This window comes from Flavobacterium segetis (genome assembly GCF_900129575.1).
GTDB lineage: Bacteria > Bacteroidota > Bacteroidia > Flavobacteriales > Flavobacteriaceae > Flavobacterium > Flavobacterium segetis.
In genome coordinates this window covers 448125-464757 of the sequence record NZ_FQWE01000003.1, presented here as the reverse complement: position 1 = coordinate 464757, position 16633 = coordinate 448125, and the positions used below count along the sequence as shown (strand labels likewise).

Genomic DNA, 16633 nt, shown 5'->3' with positions numbered 1-16633 from the left:
TGACGGTCTATCTTCTTTTGGTTAAAGTTTGCTTTTTTGCTATTGTGGGCCCGGCTTTTGGTACCATCGATGGCAATTACTGCTCCAGATATCAATTCGGCATCTTTTAGAAAAGATACAAAGAGTTTGAAGAGTTTTTTAAGTCCTGTTGGATTCCCCTTTCTAAAGTCGGATATACTGTGGTAGTTGGGGATGATGCCGCATAAAAGCCACTGCAACTCTATATTACGAGCGCACTCCTTTTCTAACTTTCGCGAGCTTCTTAATCCATTGAGATAACCATACATATAGATTTTAAGAAACAGCTTAGTATCGTAACTCGGTCTGCCTTCACTTTTTATAGTTTGTACGGTAAAACCCATCGCCGTTAAACTCAGGGCATCTACAAAGGCATCTATAAAACGAACGGGGTTGTCTGGTAAAATCGTGTCTTCTAAACTAGAAAAACACATTTGGTTGCGCGGTATTCCTGTGATGTGTTGCATTGTTAAATATACAACTTTTCTTCCTTTTATTAAAATAATTTGACTATTTTTGAAAGAAATAAACCGAGGTTTTTTCACAGACTAAGGTTGTGTGCTATAATTTCTCGTATAACTTCCAAATCAACATTTCTCTGAAAAAACTTCTAATAAAACTTGCTAAATGTTAACTTTTAAGATAACTTTGTTAGATGAATAGAGAAATAATATTTCACGAAAATTACTTTATTGAATTTTACCAAGTCCAAAATGACAAGGTAAAAGAAAAGATTAAATATGTTCTTGAACTTATTAAACAGGTTGAAAAAGTTCCTGAAAAGTTTCTTAAACATTTAACTAATACTGACGGTTTATATGAAATTAGAATTGAATATCAATCAAATATTTATCGCATATTCTGTTGTTTCGACAAAGGAAAATTAGTTGTGTTATTTAATACCTTTCAAAAGAAAACGCAAAAAACACCAAAAAAAGAAATTGAAAAAGCAATTAAATTAATGGATGAATATTTTAACTTAAACAAAGAAAATGGAAAAGTATAAAAACATAAAAAACTTTGAACAACTTATAGAAGCTGATCACGGAAAAATTGGAACTGAAAGCAGAAACTCTTACGAAGAGAAATCTCAAATGTTTATAATAAGCAAAATGCTTAAAGATGCCAGAAAAGAAGCAAATATTACGCAAGAACAACTTGCCGAAAAAACTGGAACTAAGAAAAGTTACATTTCGAGAATAGAAAATGGAAAAGGAAATATTCAACTTTCTACTTTAATTAGAATTTTTGAAATTGGCTTAAATAAAAGAATTGGACTTACGTTCTTATAAGTTATTACAACACACAACAGCAAGGATTTCGTTGCGTCTGAAAGACGAACAATGAACCCGCGGTTGAACGGAACCGATTACATGCCGTCAACATTAATGGAAATACCGATGGTTTTTTCCATAGAAATAACAAACAATTTGTAACTATCCTTGAAGAAAACCATTATATATCTGGGGGATTTGATTTACTTGATGATTTTAATCAAAGATCTTTTAGTGGTTTAGATTACCCAATTGACCGAGTAAACGGATACACTCTGAAACAATTAGAACAATCTTTGATTGGTGCAAAATACTGGAATGAGTGGAGAGATAATTTAAAGAACAAATAGGATAATCCTACAGAACAATTCGTAGATGAACTCTTTAATAACTGGCAAGATTAATATTATGAAAAAACTACTATTATTAATTTCAACTTCTTTGATTATTTGTGCTTGTGAACCAGGACATATAATAGACTATAATTATACAATTATAAATAATTCAGGTAAAACTGTAACCATAATTCCTTATGTAAACGGGAATAAGGATTTGCAAAATGCTATCAAACTAAATCAAGGTGATAAAAGCAATAAAAAATATAGATATACTCCTCCGGGTGGTGCGGGTTATTCAATGAGTAACCTTCTACCTAACAATTCTGGTTATGTTGCGTTCGTTTACGATAATGATAAAATTGATGTTTTTAGTATATATTCTGAACAATGTACAAATTGTCCAACTATATCAAATAACTCTATTGGCATTAAATACAGTGAAAACAATCGTAATCCTTTTAATTCACAGTTTAGTAATGAAACAAATGAAGTCTATTATATAACTCCCGAAGATTATCAAAATGCAACAGACTGCGGTGGTAATTGTAATTAAACACAGTTAAGCATCGATTTAAAAGCAAAAGCGGAATTTATAGAAACTTAAACGTAAATCTAAATATCCGCTTTTTTACAAAATATAAAAGAAAAAAACGCCCGATCTGCCAACCGTCGTTTGGCAATATGGCGGAATTTGACTTAATTTGAAGATGGTTTTGTACTTGGAAAATTAGGCATTAACCAAAAGATTAGGCTTCATTGGTCCGCCACTTCTGCAAGCTACGACACGTCAAAATGTCTAAAAACCTACCCTCTTTTTATTCAATTATCTTAAAAAAAACCACTCTGAAAATTGTATAAATTCTTACTTTTTACTACTGATTAACAAGTAATTATGTTATTTTAAAAAGTAGTTTATGAGTAAATTTATCAACGGCATTGATAGAAGTCAAATTCCCCTTTTTGCTTCTTCCATGGATCAAGCCATCGCACAAGACAATCAAGTGCGACTTATTGACCTTTTTGTGGATAGTTTAAAATTAGCTGGTTTTGATTTTTCCTTTGTGGAAAACGGTCGTCCTGCCTATCATCCCGCGGATTTACTCAAGTTATTTATTTATGGATATCTCAATCGCACGCGTTCTTCCAGGGTTTTGGAAAAAGAATGTGTTTGCAATATGGAGCTTATTTGGCTGATGAAAAGCTTGGTTCCAGATCACAACACCATTGCTAATTTCAGAAAACACAATCCCAAAGATATTGCTCGTGTTTTTCGCGCAACAGTAAATCTTGCTTTGCATTTTGAACTCATTGGAGGAAGCCTTGTTGCTGGAGATAGCACTATACTTCGGGCTCAAAACTCCAAGAAAATTAATTTTAATCCCGCCAAAATTCAATGTACATCGCTTATATTGACAACAAACTTGCCGAATATAACAAGGTTCTTGCTCAAGAAGATGGCGATGAATCCGTTAAAAAAGAGGTTGCTTCCAAAGTTCGAAAACACCAGCTGCAAAAAGACAAATACCTGAACTACAAAGAAATTATTGACACTACAGGCGTGAAACAAATCTCGACTTCGGATCCCGCTAGTCGCCAAATTATGACTCGCAATACTATTTTTGAAGTCGCTTACAATGTGCAAACTGTGGTGGATGCGTTGCATAATATTCCTATTGATTTTAAAGTAACTAATGAAAATGATTCCAAGGCAATGGGTGGCATGCTTCGCCGAAGTAAAACCATTTTAGGCCACAACAATTTTATAGCTATTTACGACAAAGGCTATCACACCAGAAGTGAATTTGCTTATGCCGAGCGATTGAAAATTGATGTTTTAGTGGCCATTCCAAGTGTTGCTGCTCACGCTCCTGATTTGGCTTTTGATGTCGAACATTTTTAATACGATTTAAAAACGGATTCATTTACATTTCCCGCCAATCAAATCTTAACCACCAAAAGCAATTGGTATTCCAAGAAAAACGGAAAGTCGGTTACCCAAATGAAGCACTACAAAACAAGCGATTGCCGGAGTTGCGAACTCTTTAAAAAGTGTACCAAAAACGCGCGAGGCCGCCTCATTGAACCCTCTGAGCATGCCGACTTGATTTATCAAAACAAGGTCAGAATCGAAAATAATTACGAAATCTACCGCCGTCGCCAAGCTATTGTCGCGCATACGTACGGTGTAATCAAACACCGCTGGGACTTCTATTACATCATGACAAAAAAAACATCAATCACGCCAGTGCTGATGTGGGATTGATTTTCACCGATTACAATCTCAAGCGATTATTTAATCTCGTTGACCTATATATGTTGAAAATCTACTTAAAACGTACTGCTTTGTTTTACTCTTCCCATATGACTGTTTTTAAAGCTCTTTACGACTTTGTAAATTTTGAAATAAATGTAGACGTAATTTTTAAAAGACGGAATTATTGTTCTTTAAATGGATTATATTTACTTTAAAATTAAGTTGGAATAAGAACATGGAAGGGTTTTTAGAGGAATTGAAGTTGTGCGACATGCGAAAAAGAAATGCGAGAAAATTAGACCAAATTAAGAATTAATCATAAAAATAATTAATATATGGGATGGGTAGCAATAGGTTTAACAATTGTTTTCATAGGTTGGATTTTGTATCGACTTTTTATTAAAAAGGACTTAAGTAAAAATTTAAACAATTTGTATTTTGGGCTCTTTTTTGTAGCAATATGGGTATCATATTATTTTTTTATTGTTACTTTTTTTTAAAGTCTTTAAATTAATCGCTAAATACATTTAGAAAATAAAATTATTATACTGCACCTTTTTCTCCTTTAATGTTTATTAACAAAGAGATAAATCCGCAGAGGAAGTTATAATTTCTGAAATATGTAAATGTGAAATTGTGGAAAGAATGATAAGCGAAAAGCACAAAAAATCACTATTACAAAAAGTATTTGTGGAATATGTGAAAAATAAATTTATAAGAAATAACTGCAAATAAAAGTACAGCTACTACCAGCGGTGACCGTTGCACAACTGCTCTTATGAACTAAATTTCAATAAAACTTATAAAAATCAACCTATTTTATAGACATTTAAGCGAGGTTAATTTTTGCGCTTTGGTGGATTTCTGGAAAATTAAGATGGTTTTAAAGTCTTGTTTTAAATTCATAAAATGCGTTTTCAAAAAAGCTTTTGCACCTTTTTGTTTGAAATGCGTTTTCTTAAGATGTTGTGCTGGTTTTTTGACCATAAAACGCAAAAATTTCTTCAAGTTATAAGTCAAACTTGCCATTAGAATGTGTTGTTTACCGCTTACAATCTCAAGCGCATATTTAATCTCGTTGCCCTAAATAGGTTGAAAATGTACTTAAAACGCACGACTTTGTTTTATTGAGTCAATAGAGCTCATTTTAAAGCTTTTTACACCGTTGTAAATTTTGAAATAATTGCGTGTGTACTTTTTAAAAGAAGGAATTATTGTTCAGTAAATGAATTATATTTACTTCAAAATTAAGTTTAGATAGGAACTTGGAAGGGTTTTTAGACGAACTGACGTTAGCGGTAAATATTAGACGAATATTGCGTAAAATCGAAATATTGTACATGATTTTGTACAAAATATATAAAGTATGATAGTCACAAATATTTCTGATTTTAGAAAAGATATTAAATCTTACTTTGATAGAGTAGCAATAAATTTTGAAACTCTAATTATAAATCGTGGGAAAGATTCAGGGATTGTTGTTATTTCACTTGAAGAATATAATTCACTAATTACTACAAATTATGAATTATCAAATAGAACTAACGAAAGTAGGTTAGATTCTGCAATTGATAAATTTAAGAATGGTAATTCATTTTCCAAAGACTTAATTGACGAATAAGATGAAATATGTATTTGTTGATGAATCTTGGGAAGATTATTTGTATTGGCAAAAAATTGACAAGAAGAAAGTTAAAAAAATAAATGATCTACTCAAAGACATCTCAAGAAATCCTTTTGAAGGTATAGGAAAACTAGAAGTATTGTAACATAAATATGCTGGATTTTGGTCAAGAAGAATTGATGATGAACATAGATTGATTTACAGATTTATAGATGCTGAAATTCAAATTTTGAAATGTAGACATCATTACGAATAATGTTACTTCTGCTAAAAGCAAGAGTTTCGTTGCGTTCGCAGAACGAACAATAAACCCCGGCTCGAATCCCCCGCGGCGGACAAGCTAGAACCGATTACAACCCGTCAACACTATGGAGTTATCGTAAAATCATTTGAGATATTACATGAGGAATTATAGTTCTCTTTTTTTACAGTAAAAGGAAATATTTTTTTTAATCCTTAATACACTTAAAAGACTATTTAAATGAACTTACCATTAAATTTTAATAGAACTTTAATCTTAAAACTACTACTACCTGCATACTTTAAAGTTTACACCCTTAAACCAAGGGCTTCGGGGAAATGTGCACTACAAAAAATTTAATAAAGCGTCCAATGAATTGTGCAAAGCGATTTTATCTTCTGAACTACTTATTTGTAACAGATGATGCGATCTTCCTGATATATGTTGCATCTGTAAACATACAAATTCTCATTATTACATCAAAAACAATTTGGCTACCTTTGTAAGAAATAAAACGGTAGTTTTTCAAAGACTGACGTTAGGCTGCAAGCTGAAAAAAAATACAGATGCCAATAGAAAACATACCTGAAATTTACTTACAGAATAAGAAAACTGAGCAAGATATATTTGTATATGATTTTAAAATGACTAGCGATGTCGTGAAAAGTAAAGTTAATTTAAGCATGAATATGTTCAGTTTCCTGCAAGTAGGAAAAAAGCAAGTGCATTTTGCTGGAACATCAGTTGCAGTAAATAAAGACCAATCGTTGTTGCTAAAAAAAGGAAATTGGCTTTGGACCGAATTATTAGATATAGAAGCTATTTATTATTGTAAACTCTTCTTTTTTTCTGAAAAAAAACTAACCGATTTTTTGAGTAAATATACCAACAGTGTAAAGCCTTTTCAGGAGGAAGTACCCTATTTTATAATTGAAAACGACAATTATATTGCTGCTTTCATTAATTCTCTATCGTCTAATACCTTTACAAATCAAAGTTATAGTGATGCTTTATTGTTTTTAAAGTTTGAAGAAATTATGTTGTATTTACTCAATAAGTATGGTTCTTCCTTCGAATATTACTTGCATTCATTAATTTCTAAAGAGATTTCGCTTTTTAAAAATATTGTAGAGAGCAACATAAATTCTAATTTAAAATTAGAAGAAATTGCGTTTCTCTGCAACATGAGTCTATCTACTTTTAAAAGACACTTCACAAACGAATATAACGAACCACCTGGAAAATGGCTTCAAGACAAGCGCCTGCAAAAGGCAAAAGAACTACTACAAACAGGCAATTTAAAACCTTCTGATATTTATTTAGATATTGGTTATAACAACCTGTCTAACTTTAGTATAGCGTTTAAAAATAAGTTCGGCATTAGTCCAACAGATATCTCCAATTAACATTATATTTTTTATATACTTGTTTTTCAATATATTATAATAAATATTATATAGGTTTATTTTAGTAAAAATAACATTGACCTTTTTTCATAAGTAATTGAACTAAATCAATAACAAGATAAAAGAACTGCTGTCGTAAATTTGTAATGTAATTAATAAGAGACAATTCTTTGAGATTACATCTAAAAAATTTAAATAAATAATTATGGCAAATGTAACTAAACCTGTATTCAAAGAAAGATATGGGAATTTTATTGGCGGTAAATTTGTAGCTCCAGTTAAAGGTCAGTATTTCGATAACGCATCTCCAGTAGACGGAAAAGTATTTACTCAAGCAGCTCGTTCTACTCAAGAAGATATTGATCTTGCTTTAGATGCAGCACACAAAGCGTTCCCAACATGGAGCACAACTTCAGTAACAGATCGTAGTAATATGTTGTTAAAAATTGCGCAAGTAATGGAAGACAATTTAGAATACTTAGCAACACTAGAAACAATTGATAACGGTAAACCAATCCGTGAATCACGTGCAGCAGATATTCCATATTGTATCGATCACTTTCGTTATTTCGCAGGTGTCATCCGTGCCGATGAAGGAAGCGTTTCTGAGCATGACAAAAACACTTTAAGCATCGTTTTACACGAGCCTATAGGAGTTGTTGGAGAGATTATTCCATGGAATTTTCCAATGTTGATGTTAGCTTGGAAAGTGGCGCCGGCTTTAGCAGCAGGTTGTACTGCAGTTGTTAAGCCAGCAGAACAAACACCTACAAGTGTAATGATGTTAATGGAACTGATAGGTGATATTTTACCTGCAGGAGTATTAAACATTGTAACTGGTTTTGGTTCAGAAGCAGGACAAGCTCTAGCCACTTCAAAACGTATTGCTAAATTATCATTTACAGGATCTACTGATACAGGTCGTAAAGTATACCAAAATGCAGCAGAAAATATTATTCCAGTAACAATGGAATTAGGTGGAAAATCTCCCAATATTTTCTTCCCATCAGTTGCAGCTCAAGATGATCAATTCTTTAGTAAAGCGATTGAAGGTGCATTAATGTTCGCTTTAAATCAAGGAGAAATTTGTACCACTCCGTCCCGTATTTTAGTTCACGAAAGTATTGCTGATCTTTTCATCGAAAGAATGCAAGCGCGTTTAAAACTAATAAAAGCAGGAAATCCGTTAGATCCAGAAACAATGATTGGATCTCAAGTTTCGAAAGCACAATGCGATAAGATTGTCAATTACATCAATATTGGTAAAGAGGAAGGTGCAGTTGTATTAGCTGGAGGAGCAGCGGGTAATTATGAAGGCGATCTTGCCGGAGGTTACTATGTTCAACCAACAGTGTTGAAAGGAACAAACAATATGCGTGTCTTCCAAGAAGAAATTTTTGGACCAGTTGTAGCGTTAACAACATTTAGTACTACAGAAGAAGCTATCGCTATTGCAAATGATACTCCTTATGGATTAGGTGCAGGTGTTTGGTCACGTGATGCTCACGAATTATTTCAAGTTCCACGTGCTATTCAAGCGGGTAGAGTTTGGGTAAACCAATACAATACCTATCCTGCTCACGCTCCGTTTGGTGGTGTTAAAGAATCAGGATTTGGTCGTGAAAACCACAAAATGGCATTAGATCATTACCGTGTTGTAAAAAACATGTTGATCTCTTACGACAAAGAACCAATGGGATTCTTTTAATTAAAACGAAAAGTTAGTTTTCAAAACCTCGGCAATTCCGGGGTTTTCTCGTTATGTTATCAATCTTGACCGTATACTTTAACCACGTTTTATTGTTATAAAACCATTTTACGCATTTCGTTTTATCAGCTAAATAGCAGTTATTTTTTCGCTAGTTGGTTCTTTATTACTTATTATCGTTGGTGCAGTAAAAACTCTAAATACTTCTCGTGTTTTCTTTTGGACATCCACTCCAGAAGGTTAAGATCACTTGCACTCAGCAGATATTAGAGTTACGTATCTTATAAAATCTTTCTACACATTGCTAATTGCATTAATCTTATTAATTTTTGCACATCGCATTTATACTTTGTTCATTTCTAACATTTCAAGCACTATAAACAACGATGTTTTAAAGTGTATTCAAACACCTAACATTAGCCAGTTAAAAAATGTTTTAATAGAAATTATTGTCATTACATTATTTCTAAAATGCCTAGAAATTGTATTTGTCAACATCGGTATTTTAAAATAGTAATTATTAATCCACATAATTTCTATTACTTTAATGGCGATAGGATTAAAAATGTTACGGCTTAACAAGTAAACCAATAACAACCTTAAAAAATAATTGATTTTGAAAACATACAATTTATTGGTTAAGAAAAAATAGCCAAAAACACAATAACAGACAAAATCTAAAAACCAACAATTAACAAAAAGACAGCCTTAGTTGAAGCTTATGCAGCTAGCATAAATCAATTAGAGCTTAAGTTTACACAACCACAAGTAGAGAAAATTTTCGCTTGGTACATCCTTGGAGCCGATATTACGGTTGATTTCAAAATTTTAGATTAGATGGCAATCTCCAAAGATGTGGGTTTGGTTTAGATACTCTTGGAAACAATTTTACGGAAGAAGCATGTAATGTGAGAAAAGAAGGGGAAAAGACATAACACTTCTGGACGATGGCAATAAAGAAACTGCTAACTCGATAAAATTAAAGACAGCGGCTCAATTATTTCTATCTTGGAAAAGATGAAAAATCACAAAACAAATAAAACTTAAATTCCCTATCATAATTTAGTAGTATAACAAGTTAGTTTCTCAAGTTGGAATAAAAGAATTTTAGAACAAGAATTAACCAATATTAATGACTCTTTAGCGATAACCAACGAAAATAAAAAGTGAATTATCTTCAACCACATAAATACAAAGTTACAATAGTTGAACAAACAAATTAACATGGTAAAAATAGTTGATCTCGAAGAACGGCCTCAAAATAAAATACGCTTTGGTGGCCTAGTAGTATGTAAAATAGATTCGGCTAAAAAAATTCAGAACTATCAAATTGCAGGAATCGACGAAGCTAGTATTTTGAAAGGAAAAATCGCCTTCGTTTCTTTCATTGCCAAACTACTGACCAACAAAAAGTGAGTGAAAAACTAACACCAAAACTCGCAAAAGAAAATTGATTTTTTAAAGTTTTGGAAATATTTTATAAGCATGTGTAAAATAGACTCATAAGAAAACATGAACTAAATTGTATAATCATTAGGGTCTGAAAATAATCTAAAATCCAGCGGCTACAAGCTAAGGATTCGTTGCATTTGCAGAGACATATCAACAATGAATCTGTTGTTGAAGCCTGTGCGGTGGGCCGTTTAAAATCGATTACATTTTATCAAAACCATACCCGATGGGTGTAATTAGTGTTTGATAATGATTTTTCGTCAGTTGGAGTATTATTCGATAGAAAAATGTATCGAGAGCAAAAAAAATTTCATTAAAAACGGTTCTCGACACATTTTTTGCTCCGTTTTACTCCACAAAAAACACTCGAACTGATGTTTAAATAATTACACCCAACGGATAAAACCATAAACTTATCATCACATTCTGATCATATCTAAATTCTGGCTTCACAGATAAGACTACCTCTTTTTTCACACTAAAATCAGAATGTTTTTTTTTAATTTTAAATCTCTGAAAAATCAACTGTTTGTTTATGTCCAATAATCTGAAGTTTTGAAAGTTATAAAAGTTTATGGATGAACCGCAGTTACGTGTAATTCTACTGAAACCAATAATTAAACTTAACACTCGTCATTCAAGACATCTTTTTTATACTGACTGATTAAATTCTTCATTTCTTTTAAATCTTTGATTTTTTGATCAAGAGAACTCAACTTTTCATCAAGAAAGGCTACTTTTTCATCTTTAGAAAATGTATTGCTATACCAAGCTTCTATTAATTGTGCAATTTCACTAATTGTATATCCAATTGCTTTCGCATCTCGAATTAACTCTAGCTTATCCACTGTTTCCTCATCGTAATGAAAGTAATTATTTGATTTTACTGTGTCATCACGATTTCCTTTTATCAAACCTGACTTTTCATAAAACCGAATAGTATGTGATGTAATTCCAGTGCGTTTAGACAATTCATTTATAAGCATAACTTGTGTTTTTTGACAAAAATAAATTATTTTTAAAAAATATGCAAGTGTAGACTGTACTCTAAGGTTGTAGGTTTGAATTTATTCTTTTAGGTTTGCAGGAATTTAAAATAAATAAAATGAAAAAGACAATTTTAATTACTGGAGCAGGTCATGGATTTGCAAAAACTACTGCATTTATTTTGGCAGAAAAAGGACACAACGTTATTGCGACAGCAGAAATTTGGCCACAAGTATCAGAACTTAAGGCAGAAGTAAAAGCAAAAAACTTAACCAATTTGGTTGTTGAAAAATTAGATATAACCAAGCAGAGAGAAAGAGCATATCTAATTGAAAAGTACGACATTGATATTTTATTTAGCAATGCAGGGTTAATGGAAGCTGGACCAATTGGCGAACAACCGGTTGATTTAATTCGTTCTATGTTTGAAATAAATGTGTTCGCGGCATTAGAATTTGCACAAGGTTTTATCAAAAAAATGGTTACTAAAAAATCAGGTAAGATAGTTTTTACTTCTTCTATGGGCGGCTTACTAACCGTTCCTTATGCATCAGCTTATTGTGCTACAAAACACGCATTAGAAGCAATTGCTGAAGGGTTAAAAACAGAATTGGAACCATTTAATATTAAAATTGCTACCATAAACCCAGGTGCTTTTGATACAGGTTTTAACGATAGAGGAATGGATAGCATCAGACATTGGTATAACCCAAATAAAAACTTTACATCAGAAACAATTTTTGCAGGATTTGAAGAAATGTTATCAGAACAATTTGACCCACAAATGATGGTTGAGATAATTGTAGATGTCATACTTTCTGAAAATCCAAGTTTTAGAAATGTTTGTCCACAACCTATTGAAAATTACATCAAACAACTACAGGCCGATGCTTGGACTTTAAAAAGCTAAAAAATGGAAGTCATAAAAAACTATTTTAACGCAGAAAAAGCCGAAAGCCTATTATTTATGGGCTTTGGCTTACTTGCAATACTGATTTCTATTTATTGTTTTTTCATTTTGAAAGACAATTTTTGGAAAGGATTAGCCATTCCTTTAGTACTTTTTTCTTTGGTTCAAATCGCTATTGGAACAATAATATACGCTCGAAGTCCAAAAGATAGTTTGCGAGTAGAATATATAATAAAAAATGAACCTGAAAAAATACAATCAGAAGAAATTCCGAGAATGGAAAAAGTGATGAAAAACTTTGTTTACTATCGTTATTTTGAAATAACCATGATTGTATTAGGCGTAATTTTAATGTTTTCATTATCTAATTACGGCTTTTGGAAAGGCTTTGGTTTAGGACTTTTTATTCAATGTGCTCTTTTGCTTTCATTAGACTTTTTTGCAGAAAAGAGCGGATACAATTATTCAAAACATTTACAAACAATAGAAGTGTTAAAAAATGACAAATAATAAAATTGTAAAATACTCCAAAACTAAAAGAAGTGTTTACACAGAAATAATAATTAACGCGTCAATAGAAAAGGTATGGAGCGAATTGACCAATTTTAAAGAAATGCCAACTTGGAGTAGATCGCTACAAAAAATCGAAGGCGATTTCATACAAAATGGTCATACAGAAGTTCACTTTATGGATCATAAGGGAAAAGTTGGTGTTTATAAACACCAACTAAAATATTTTGAAGAGGGGACACTTTTCGGCTGGAGCGACCCATTTATTTTAGGAATAACAGACAACCATAAATATCAATTAGAAAGAATTTCTGACCATCAAACAAAGTCGATACAATCTGACGAGGTCAATGGTTTTGCTACATTGTTTATGGGTAATTATATTATGGACTTTTTCTTAAAAAGCTATACCGAATTTAACGAGACTTTAAAAAATCGAGTAGAAAAAACTAATTAGACAATAAACACAATTGACTAAAAAAAGTAAGGATGACCCAAAAGTGAAAAAATTTGATGGATTAGCCGTTGCGAAACAAAATCAAGAGACGGTTAAATTTTCCCTCACGGAAAGGCTGCTACTGATTCAATGCCGTCAACACCAAAGAAGAATTATAAAATGACTTGAAAGGTTATAAGAGGATTTAGAATTCCTTTCTTTTAAGTGTGTGGTGGTCGATTTTTTTCGTTTCCCTGATTCAAAATCTCACTATTAAGCATAAGTGCACAAACCCAAAAAATTATCTTTTTAAGCAAATTGAGCTATGATCAACAGCAGTTTACCTATAAGGCGGACCACATTGATCTATATTTGATATCCGATTTAAATGGACTGTTTTTTAGAAGGACATTATTGCACAAGTTATTATTTCGCCACTTTATCATTCTTTTTTTAGCAGTTGTGCTTTAAGTTTTTGTCTTTAAACTTTTAATTTTTCAGGTTCCTAAAACCTTACGCTTTTCTATAGCATTCTACTCATACTATTTCATCTTTGCAAAAACTGTAATAGAATATTGATTTTTTGACCGGTTGAGCGCAACCGAAATTCTTTTTACAAGACATATATAATCTCGACTACGCTCAATTTGACAATAAACACAACAGTAAATTTAAAACACAATTGGTACCACATAATTTTAATTCCATATTGTAATGTTTTGGATAAAGTCACCTACAGCGGCATCAGTAATGAAATTTAAAAGCAAAAAAACTAGGCGTTAGATTTCAAACTGAAAATTTAGTTCTAATTGTTATTAGAAAATACTGCGTGATTTTGCAGAAACAAAAAAAACGATAACCTTTTACCATAAATAGTACCTTTCCTATAATCAGTAAAATTTCAGGAATCATTATTTGTAATTTTATTTACATCAAGAAATGGCAACGCTACTCTCTCGCTTTTTTTAGGATATAAATATGATTACAACCATTTAAATTTGCTTAAAATTATGTAAATTTGCAATCTTAATTCAATCTAAATAAGCTTTGCAAACAACGATACATTCTCTAAAGAAAGGCGAGCAAGCCATTATAAAAGACTTTGACATTGAAGTCGTTCCATTAAAATTATTGGAAATGGGATGTTTGCCCGGCAATATGGTCGAATTACTCCAAATTGCACCTTTTGGAGATCCATTATTTCTAAATATCAACGGTTCGCATGTAGCGATTAGAGTGGAAACTGCAAAACAAATTGAAGTTGACATTATAAAACTCAACTTATGGTAAGTAAACAAAATATTAATATTGCCCTTATTGGAAATCCAAATACGGGAAAAACTTCTGTTTTTAATCAACTGACAGGTTTAAATCAACAAGTAGGAAATTATCCCGGAATAACAGTTGAGAAAAAAATTGGTTTTTGCAAATTACCTAACAATATTAAAGCTAATATCCTAGATTTACCGGGAACATACAGTTTGAATGCCAGTTCCATCGACGAGAATGTAGTTATTGAATTACTACTCAACAAAAATGATAAATTATATCCTGATGTTGCCTTAGTTGTTACAGATGTAGAAAATCTAAAACGGAACTTACTACTCTTCACCCAAATAAAAGATCTAGCAATTCCAACAATCTTAGTCATTAACATGGCTGATAGGATGAAATTCAAAGGGATTTCGCTTGATATTCCTTATCTTGAGGAACATCTAAAAACAAAAATCGCGCTTATTAGTTCTAGAAAAGGCTTTGGAATCCAAGAATTAAAGGAAATGATTATAACTTATAGAACGCTTTCAACAGAGCCATGCTTGAACGCTTCAGTTATTGATCCTGAATATTTTGATAGTTTGCGAAAAGCATTCCCTAATCAATTACTTTATAAATTATGGTTAGTGATCACTCAAGATGTAAATTTTTTAAATTTAGACCGAAACGAAATTCGAAGCTCTTTTACTAAATCGCATTCTGATTTAAAGCGTTTGCAACAGAAAGAGACTATCAAGAGATATCAATTCATTAACGATGTTTTAAAGGAAGGGCTTAACATTGATTCGAGTGTCGCTAAAGATTATCGAAGTAAACTTGATCGTGTTCTTACGCACAAAGTTTGGGGCTATGTAATTTTCTTTTTGATATTGTTTGTGATTTTCCAGTCCATTTTCGAATGGTCGACTATACCTATGGATTTTATTGATGCTAGTTTTGCATCATTGAGTGCTTATACTGCTTCGTCATTACCCGCTGGAGTATTAACTGATTTAATTTCTCAAGGAATTATCCCAGGAATTGGTGGAATTTTAATATTCATACCACAAATCGCTTTCTTATTTATGTTCATTTCCATACTAGAAGAAAGCGGTTATATGAGTCGTGTCGTTTTCTTGATGGATAAAATTATGAGGAAATTTGGTTTATCCGGTAAAAGTGTAGTGCCACTTATTTCAGGAACTGCTTGTGCTATTCCTGCTATTATGGCAACAAGAAATATAGAAAACTGGAAAGAAAGATTAATAACAATTTTAGTAACGCCTTTTACAACTTGTTCAGCAAGGCTTCCTGTTTATGCAATTATAATTGGCTTAGTTATTCCAGATGAGCATATTTTTGGATTCTTGAATATGCAAGGTTTAACCTTAATGCTACTCTACCTTTTAGGTTTTGCAGCTGCAATTTTCTCTGCTTACATATTAAATAAAATTTTAAAAATAAAAAGTAAAACCTATTTTGTTGTAGAAATGCCCAATTACAAATTACCTCTTTTTAAAAATGTGGGTATTAATGTAATTGAAAAAACAAAGGCATTCGTTTTTGGGGCAGGGAAAATAATTTTAGCAATCTCCATTGTACTATGGTTCTTAGCATCGTACGGGCCTGGAAAAGATTTTAATGAAGCGGAAAAAATCGTTACTGAGACGAACAGCAACAAACCCTTAACATCTGAGGAATTTGAAAATGCAGTCGCTTCGCAAAAGTTAGAAAACTCGTATATTGGTATTATGGGTAAAACAATTGAACCTGCTATTTCCCCTTTAGGTTATGACTGGAAAATAGGAATTGCCATTATTAGTTCCTTTGCAGCTAGAGAAGTATTTGTTGGAACTTTAGCAACCATTTATAGTGTAGGCGGAACCGATAATGAGGGCACAATAAAAAATAAAATGGCTGCCGAAATCAATCCTGCAACAGGACAAAAAGTGTTTAATTTTGCCTCAGGAATATCATTGTTACTATTTTATGCTTTTGCTCTACAATGCGCTAGTACACTTGCCATCACTAAAAAAGAAACCAACTCCTGGAAATGGCCCGTTGGACAATTAATCTTAATGTCTGGATTTGCTTATATGGTGGCTTTGCTTGCGTATCAAATTTTAAAATAATTCTAGTTTTATTGCTTGTCACTTTCAACAATAGTTAAATATTATATTTTTATTATTCTTAATTTGTCTAAATAAGATTTGCATTTTAT

General features: G+C 32.0%; 18 protein-coding genes and 1 pseudogene. 17 read left to right on the top strand and 2 right to left on the bottom strand.

All coding sequences use genetic code 11. From position 1 onward, the window contains the following. On the bottom strand, window positions 1–563 hold a 563-nt coding region (locus BUA99_RS06365), incomplete at its 3' end, for a transposase (protein ID WP_234972920.1). Window positions 564–673: 110 nt separating this feature from the next. On the opposite strand from BUA99_RS06365, the gene BUA99_RS06360 reads away from it, so the two are divergent. From BUA99_RS06360 to BUA99_RS06305, 12 genes and pseudogenes are all read left to right on the top strand, one after another. Beyond that, the gene (locus tag BUA99_RS06360) at window positions 674–1024 is read left to right on the top strand and encodes a type II toxin-antitoxin system RelE/ParE family toxin (protein ID WP_072989686.1); all 351 of its coding nucleotides are present in this window, start codon (window positions 674–676) and stop codon (window positions 1022–1024) included. Beyond that, window positions 1011–1310: a helix-turn-helix domain-containing protein gene (locus BUA99_RS06355; RefSeq protein ID WP_072989684.1), complete on the top strand. Its 300-nt coding sequence runs from the start codon at window positions 1011–1013 to the stop codon at window positions 1308–1310. The genes BUA99_RS06360 and BUA99_RS06355 overlap by 14 nt, the downstream gene beginning before the upstream one ends. A 390-nt stretch (window positions 1311–1700) precedes the next feature. Then, window positions 1701–2183 (top strand): hypothetical protein, encoded by a 483-nt coding sequence (locus tag BUA99_RS06350; RefSeq protein ID WP_072989681.1) that lies wholly within the window; start codon window positions 1701–1703, stop codon window positions 2181–2183. A 361-nt stretch (window positions 2184–2544) separates the two neighbouring features. Continuing rightward, on the top strand, window positions 2545–3159 hold the full coding sequence (locus BUA99_RS06345; RefSeq protein ID WP_072989679.1) for a transposase: 615 nt from the start codon (window positions 2545–2547) through the stop codon (window positions 3157–3159). A gap of 71 nt (window positions 3160–3230) precedes the next feature. Next, window positions 3231–3530: a transposase gene (locus BUA99_RS15345; protein ID WP_084673486.1), complete on the top strand. Its 300-nt coding sequence runs from the start codon at window positions 3231–3233 to the stop codon at window positions 3528–3530. Between the two features lie 42 nt (window positions 3531–3572). Continuing rightward, window positions 3573–3893: a transposase gene (locus BUA99_RS06335; RefSeq protein WP_084673485.1), complete on the top strand. Its 321-nt coding sequence runs from the start codon at window positions 3573–3575 to the stop codon at window positions 3891–3893. A 1357-nt stretch (window positions 3894–5250) separates the two neighbouring features. Further along, window positions 5251–5505, top strand: a complete 255-nt coding sequence (locus BUA99_RS06330; RefSeq protein WP_072989673.1) for a type II toxin-antitoxin system Phd/YefM family antitoxin — start codon at window positions 5251–5253, stop codon at window positions 5503–5505. A gap of 1 nt (window position 5506) precedes the next feature. Continuing rightward, window positions 5507–5764 (top strand): annotated as a pseudogene (locus BUA99_RS06325) (Txe/YoeB family addiction module toxin). Window positions 5765–6315: 551 nt separating this feature from the next. Next, entirely contained in the window at window positions 6316–7155 is an 840-nt protein-coding gene (locus BUA99_RS06320; RefSeq protein WP_072989670.1) for a helix-turn-helix domain-containing protein, read from the top strand. A gap of 205 nt (window positions 7156–7360) precedes the next feature. Continuing rightward, window positions 7361–8863 carry an aldehyde dehydrogenase family protein gene (locus BUA99_RS06315; protein WP_072989667.1) on the top strand — a complete coding sequence of 501 codons (1503 nt, stop codon included), beginning with the start codon at window positions 7361–7363 and terminating at the stop codon, window positions 8861–8863. 250 nt (window positions 8864–9113) lie between these two features. After that, on the top strand, window positions 9114–9377 hold the full coding sequence (locus tag BUA99_RS15560; RefSeq protein WP_084673484.1) for a YqhA family protein: 264 nt from the start codon (window positions 9114–9116) through the stop codon (window positions 9375–9377). Window positions 9378–10087: 710 nt separating this feature from the next. After that, window positions 10088–10279: a GreA/GreB family elongation factor gene (locus BUA99_RS06305; protein ID WP_072989664.1), complete on the top strand. Its 192-nt coding sequence runs from the start codon at window positions 10088–10090 to the stop codon at window positions 10277–10279. A gap of 659 nt (window positions 10280–10938) precedes the next feature. Here BUA99_RS06305 and BUA99_RS06300 read toward each other — a convergent pair. Beyond that, a complete protein-coding gene (locus tag BUA99_RS06300) occupies window positions 10939–11301 on the bottom strand; it encodes a MerR family transcriptional regulator (RefSeq protein WP_072989661.1) in 363 nt (120 codons plus the stop codon). Window positions 11302–11420: 119 nt separating this feature from the next. Here BUA99_RS06300 and BUA99_RS06295 point away from each other — a divergent pair, with 119 nt between their 5' ends. The 5 genes from BUA99_RS06295 to feoB all read left to right on the top strand — a co-directional run bounded on the left by BUA99_RS06295 (window position 11421) and on the right by feoB (window position 16544). Continuing rightward, window positions 11421–12212: an SDR family oxidoreductase gene (locus tag BUA99_RS06295; RefSeq protein WP_072989660.1), complete on the top strand. Its 792-nt coding sequence runs from the start codon at window positions 11421–11423 to the stop codon at window positions 12210–12212. Between the two features lie 3 nt (window positions 12213–12215). Further along, window positions 12216–12722 carry a hypothetical protein gene (locus BUA99_RS06290; protein ID WP_072989659.1) on the top strand — a complete coding sequence of 169 codons (507 nt, stop codon included), beginning with the start codon at window positions 12216–12218 and terminating at the stop codon, window positions 12720–12722. Then, a complete protein-coding gene (locus BUA99_RS06285; protein WP_072989658.1) occupies window positions 12712–13179 on the top strand; it encodes an SRPBCC family protein in 468 nt (155 codons plus the stop codon). The genes BUA99_RS06290 and BUA99_RS06285 overlap by 11 nt, the downstream gene beginning before the upstream one ends. 1026 nt (window positions 13180–14205) lie before the next feature. Further along, window positions 14206–14448 (top strand): FeoA family protein, encoded by a 243-nt coding sequence (locus BUA99_RS06280; RefSeq protein ID WP_072989656.1) that lies wholly within the window; start codon window positions 14206–14208, stop codon window positions 14446–14448. Then, window positions 14442–16544 carry a ferrous iron transport protein B gene (feoB, locus tag BUA99_RS06275; RefSeq protein ID WP_072989655.1) on the top strand — a complete coding sequence of 701 codons (2103 nt, stop codon included), beginning with the start codon at window positions 14442–14444 and terminating at the stop codon, window positions 16542–16544. The genes BUA99_RS06280 and feoB overlap by 7 nt, the downstream gene beginning before the upstream one ends. Window positions 16545–16633: the final 89 nt, after the last annotated feature.

What these genes read in the sequence shown, in the direction of transcription:
- BUA99_RS06355 (WP_072989684.1), top strand. Translation starts at nt 1,011, where the DNA reads ATGGAAAAGTATAAAAACATAAAAAACTTTGAACAACTTATAGAAGCT.
- BUA99_RS06295 (WP_072989660.1), top strand. Translation starts at nt 11,421, where the DNA reads ATGAAAAAGACAATTTTAATTACTGGAGCAGGTCATGGATTTGCAAAA.
- BUA99_RS06350 (WP_072989681.1), top strand. Translation starts at nt 1,701, where the DNA reads ATGAAAAAACTACTATTATTAATTTCAACTTCTTTGATTATTTGTGCT.
- BUA99_RS06290 (WP_072989659.1), top strand. Translation starts at nt 12,216, where the DNA reads ATGGAAGTCATAAAAAACTATTTTAACGCAGAAAAAGCCGAAAGCCTA.
- BUA99_RS06285 (WP_072989658.1), top strand. Translation starts at nt 12,712, where the DNA reads ATGACAAATAATAAAATTGTAAAATACTCCAAAACTAAAAGAAGTGTT.
- BUA99_RS06360 (WP_072989686.1), top strand. Translation starts at nt 674, where the DNA reads ATGAATAGAGAAATAATATTTCACGAAAATTACTTTATTGAATTTTAC.
- BUA99_RS06300 (WP_072989661.1), bottom strand. Translation starts at nt 11,301, where the DNA reads ATGCTTATAAATGAATTGTCTAAACGCACTGGAATTACATCACATACT.
- feoB (WP_072989655.1), top strand. Translation starts at nt 14,442, where the DNA reads ATGGTAAGTAAACAAAATATTAATATTGCCCTTATTGGAAATCCAAAT.
- BUA99_RS06315 (WP_072989667.1), top strand. Translation starts at nt 7,361, where the DNA reads ATGGCAAATGTAACTAAACCTGTATTCAAAGAAAGATATGGGAATTTT.
- BUA99_RS06330 (WP_072989673.1), top strand. Translation starts at nt 5,251, where the DNA reads ATGATAGTCACAAATATTTCTGATTTTAGAAAAGATATTAAATCTTAC.
- BUA99_RS06345 (WP_072989679.1), top strand. Translation starts at nt 2,545, where the DNA reads ATGAGTAAATTTATCAACGGCATTGATAGAAGTCAAATTCCCCTTTTT.
- BUA99_RS06305 (WP_072989664.1), top strand. Translation starts at nt 10,088, where the DNA reads ATGGTAAAAATAGTTGATCTCGAAGAACGGCCTCAAAATAAAATACGC.
- BUA99_RS06320 (WP_072989670.1), top strand. Translation starts at nt 6,316, where the DNA reads ATGCCAATAGAAAACATACCTGAAATTTACTTACAGAATAAGAAAACT.
- BUA99_RS15345 (WP_084673486.1), top strand. Translation starts at nt 3,231, where the DNA reads ATGACTCGCAATACTATTTTTGAAGTCGCTTACAATGTGCAAACTGTG.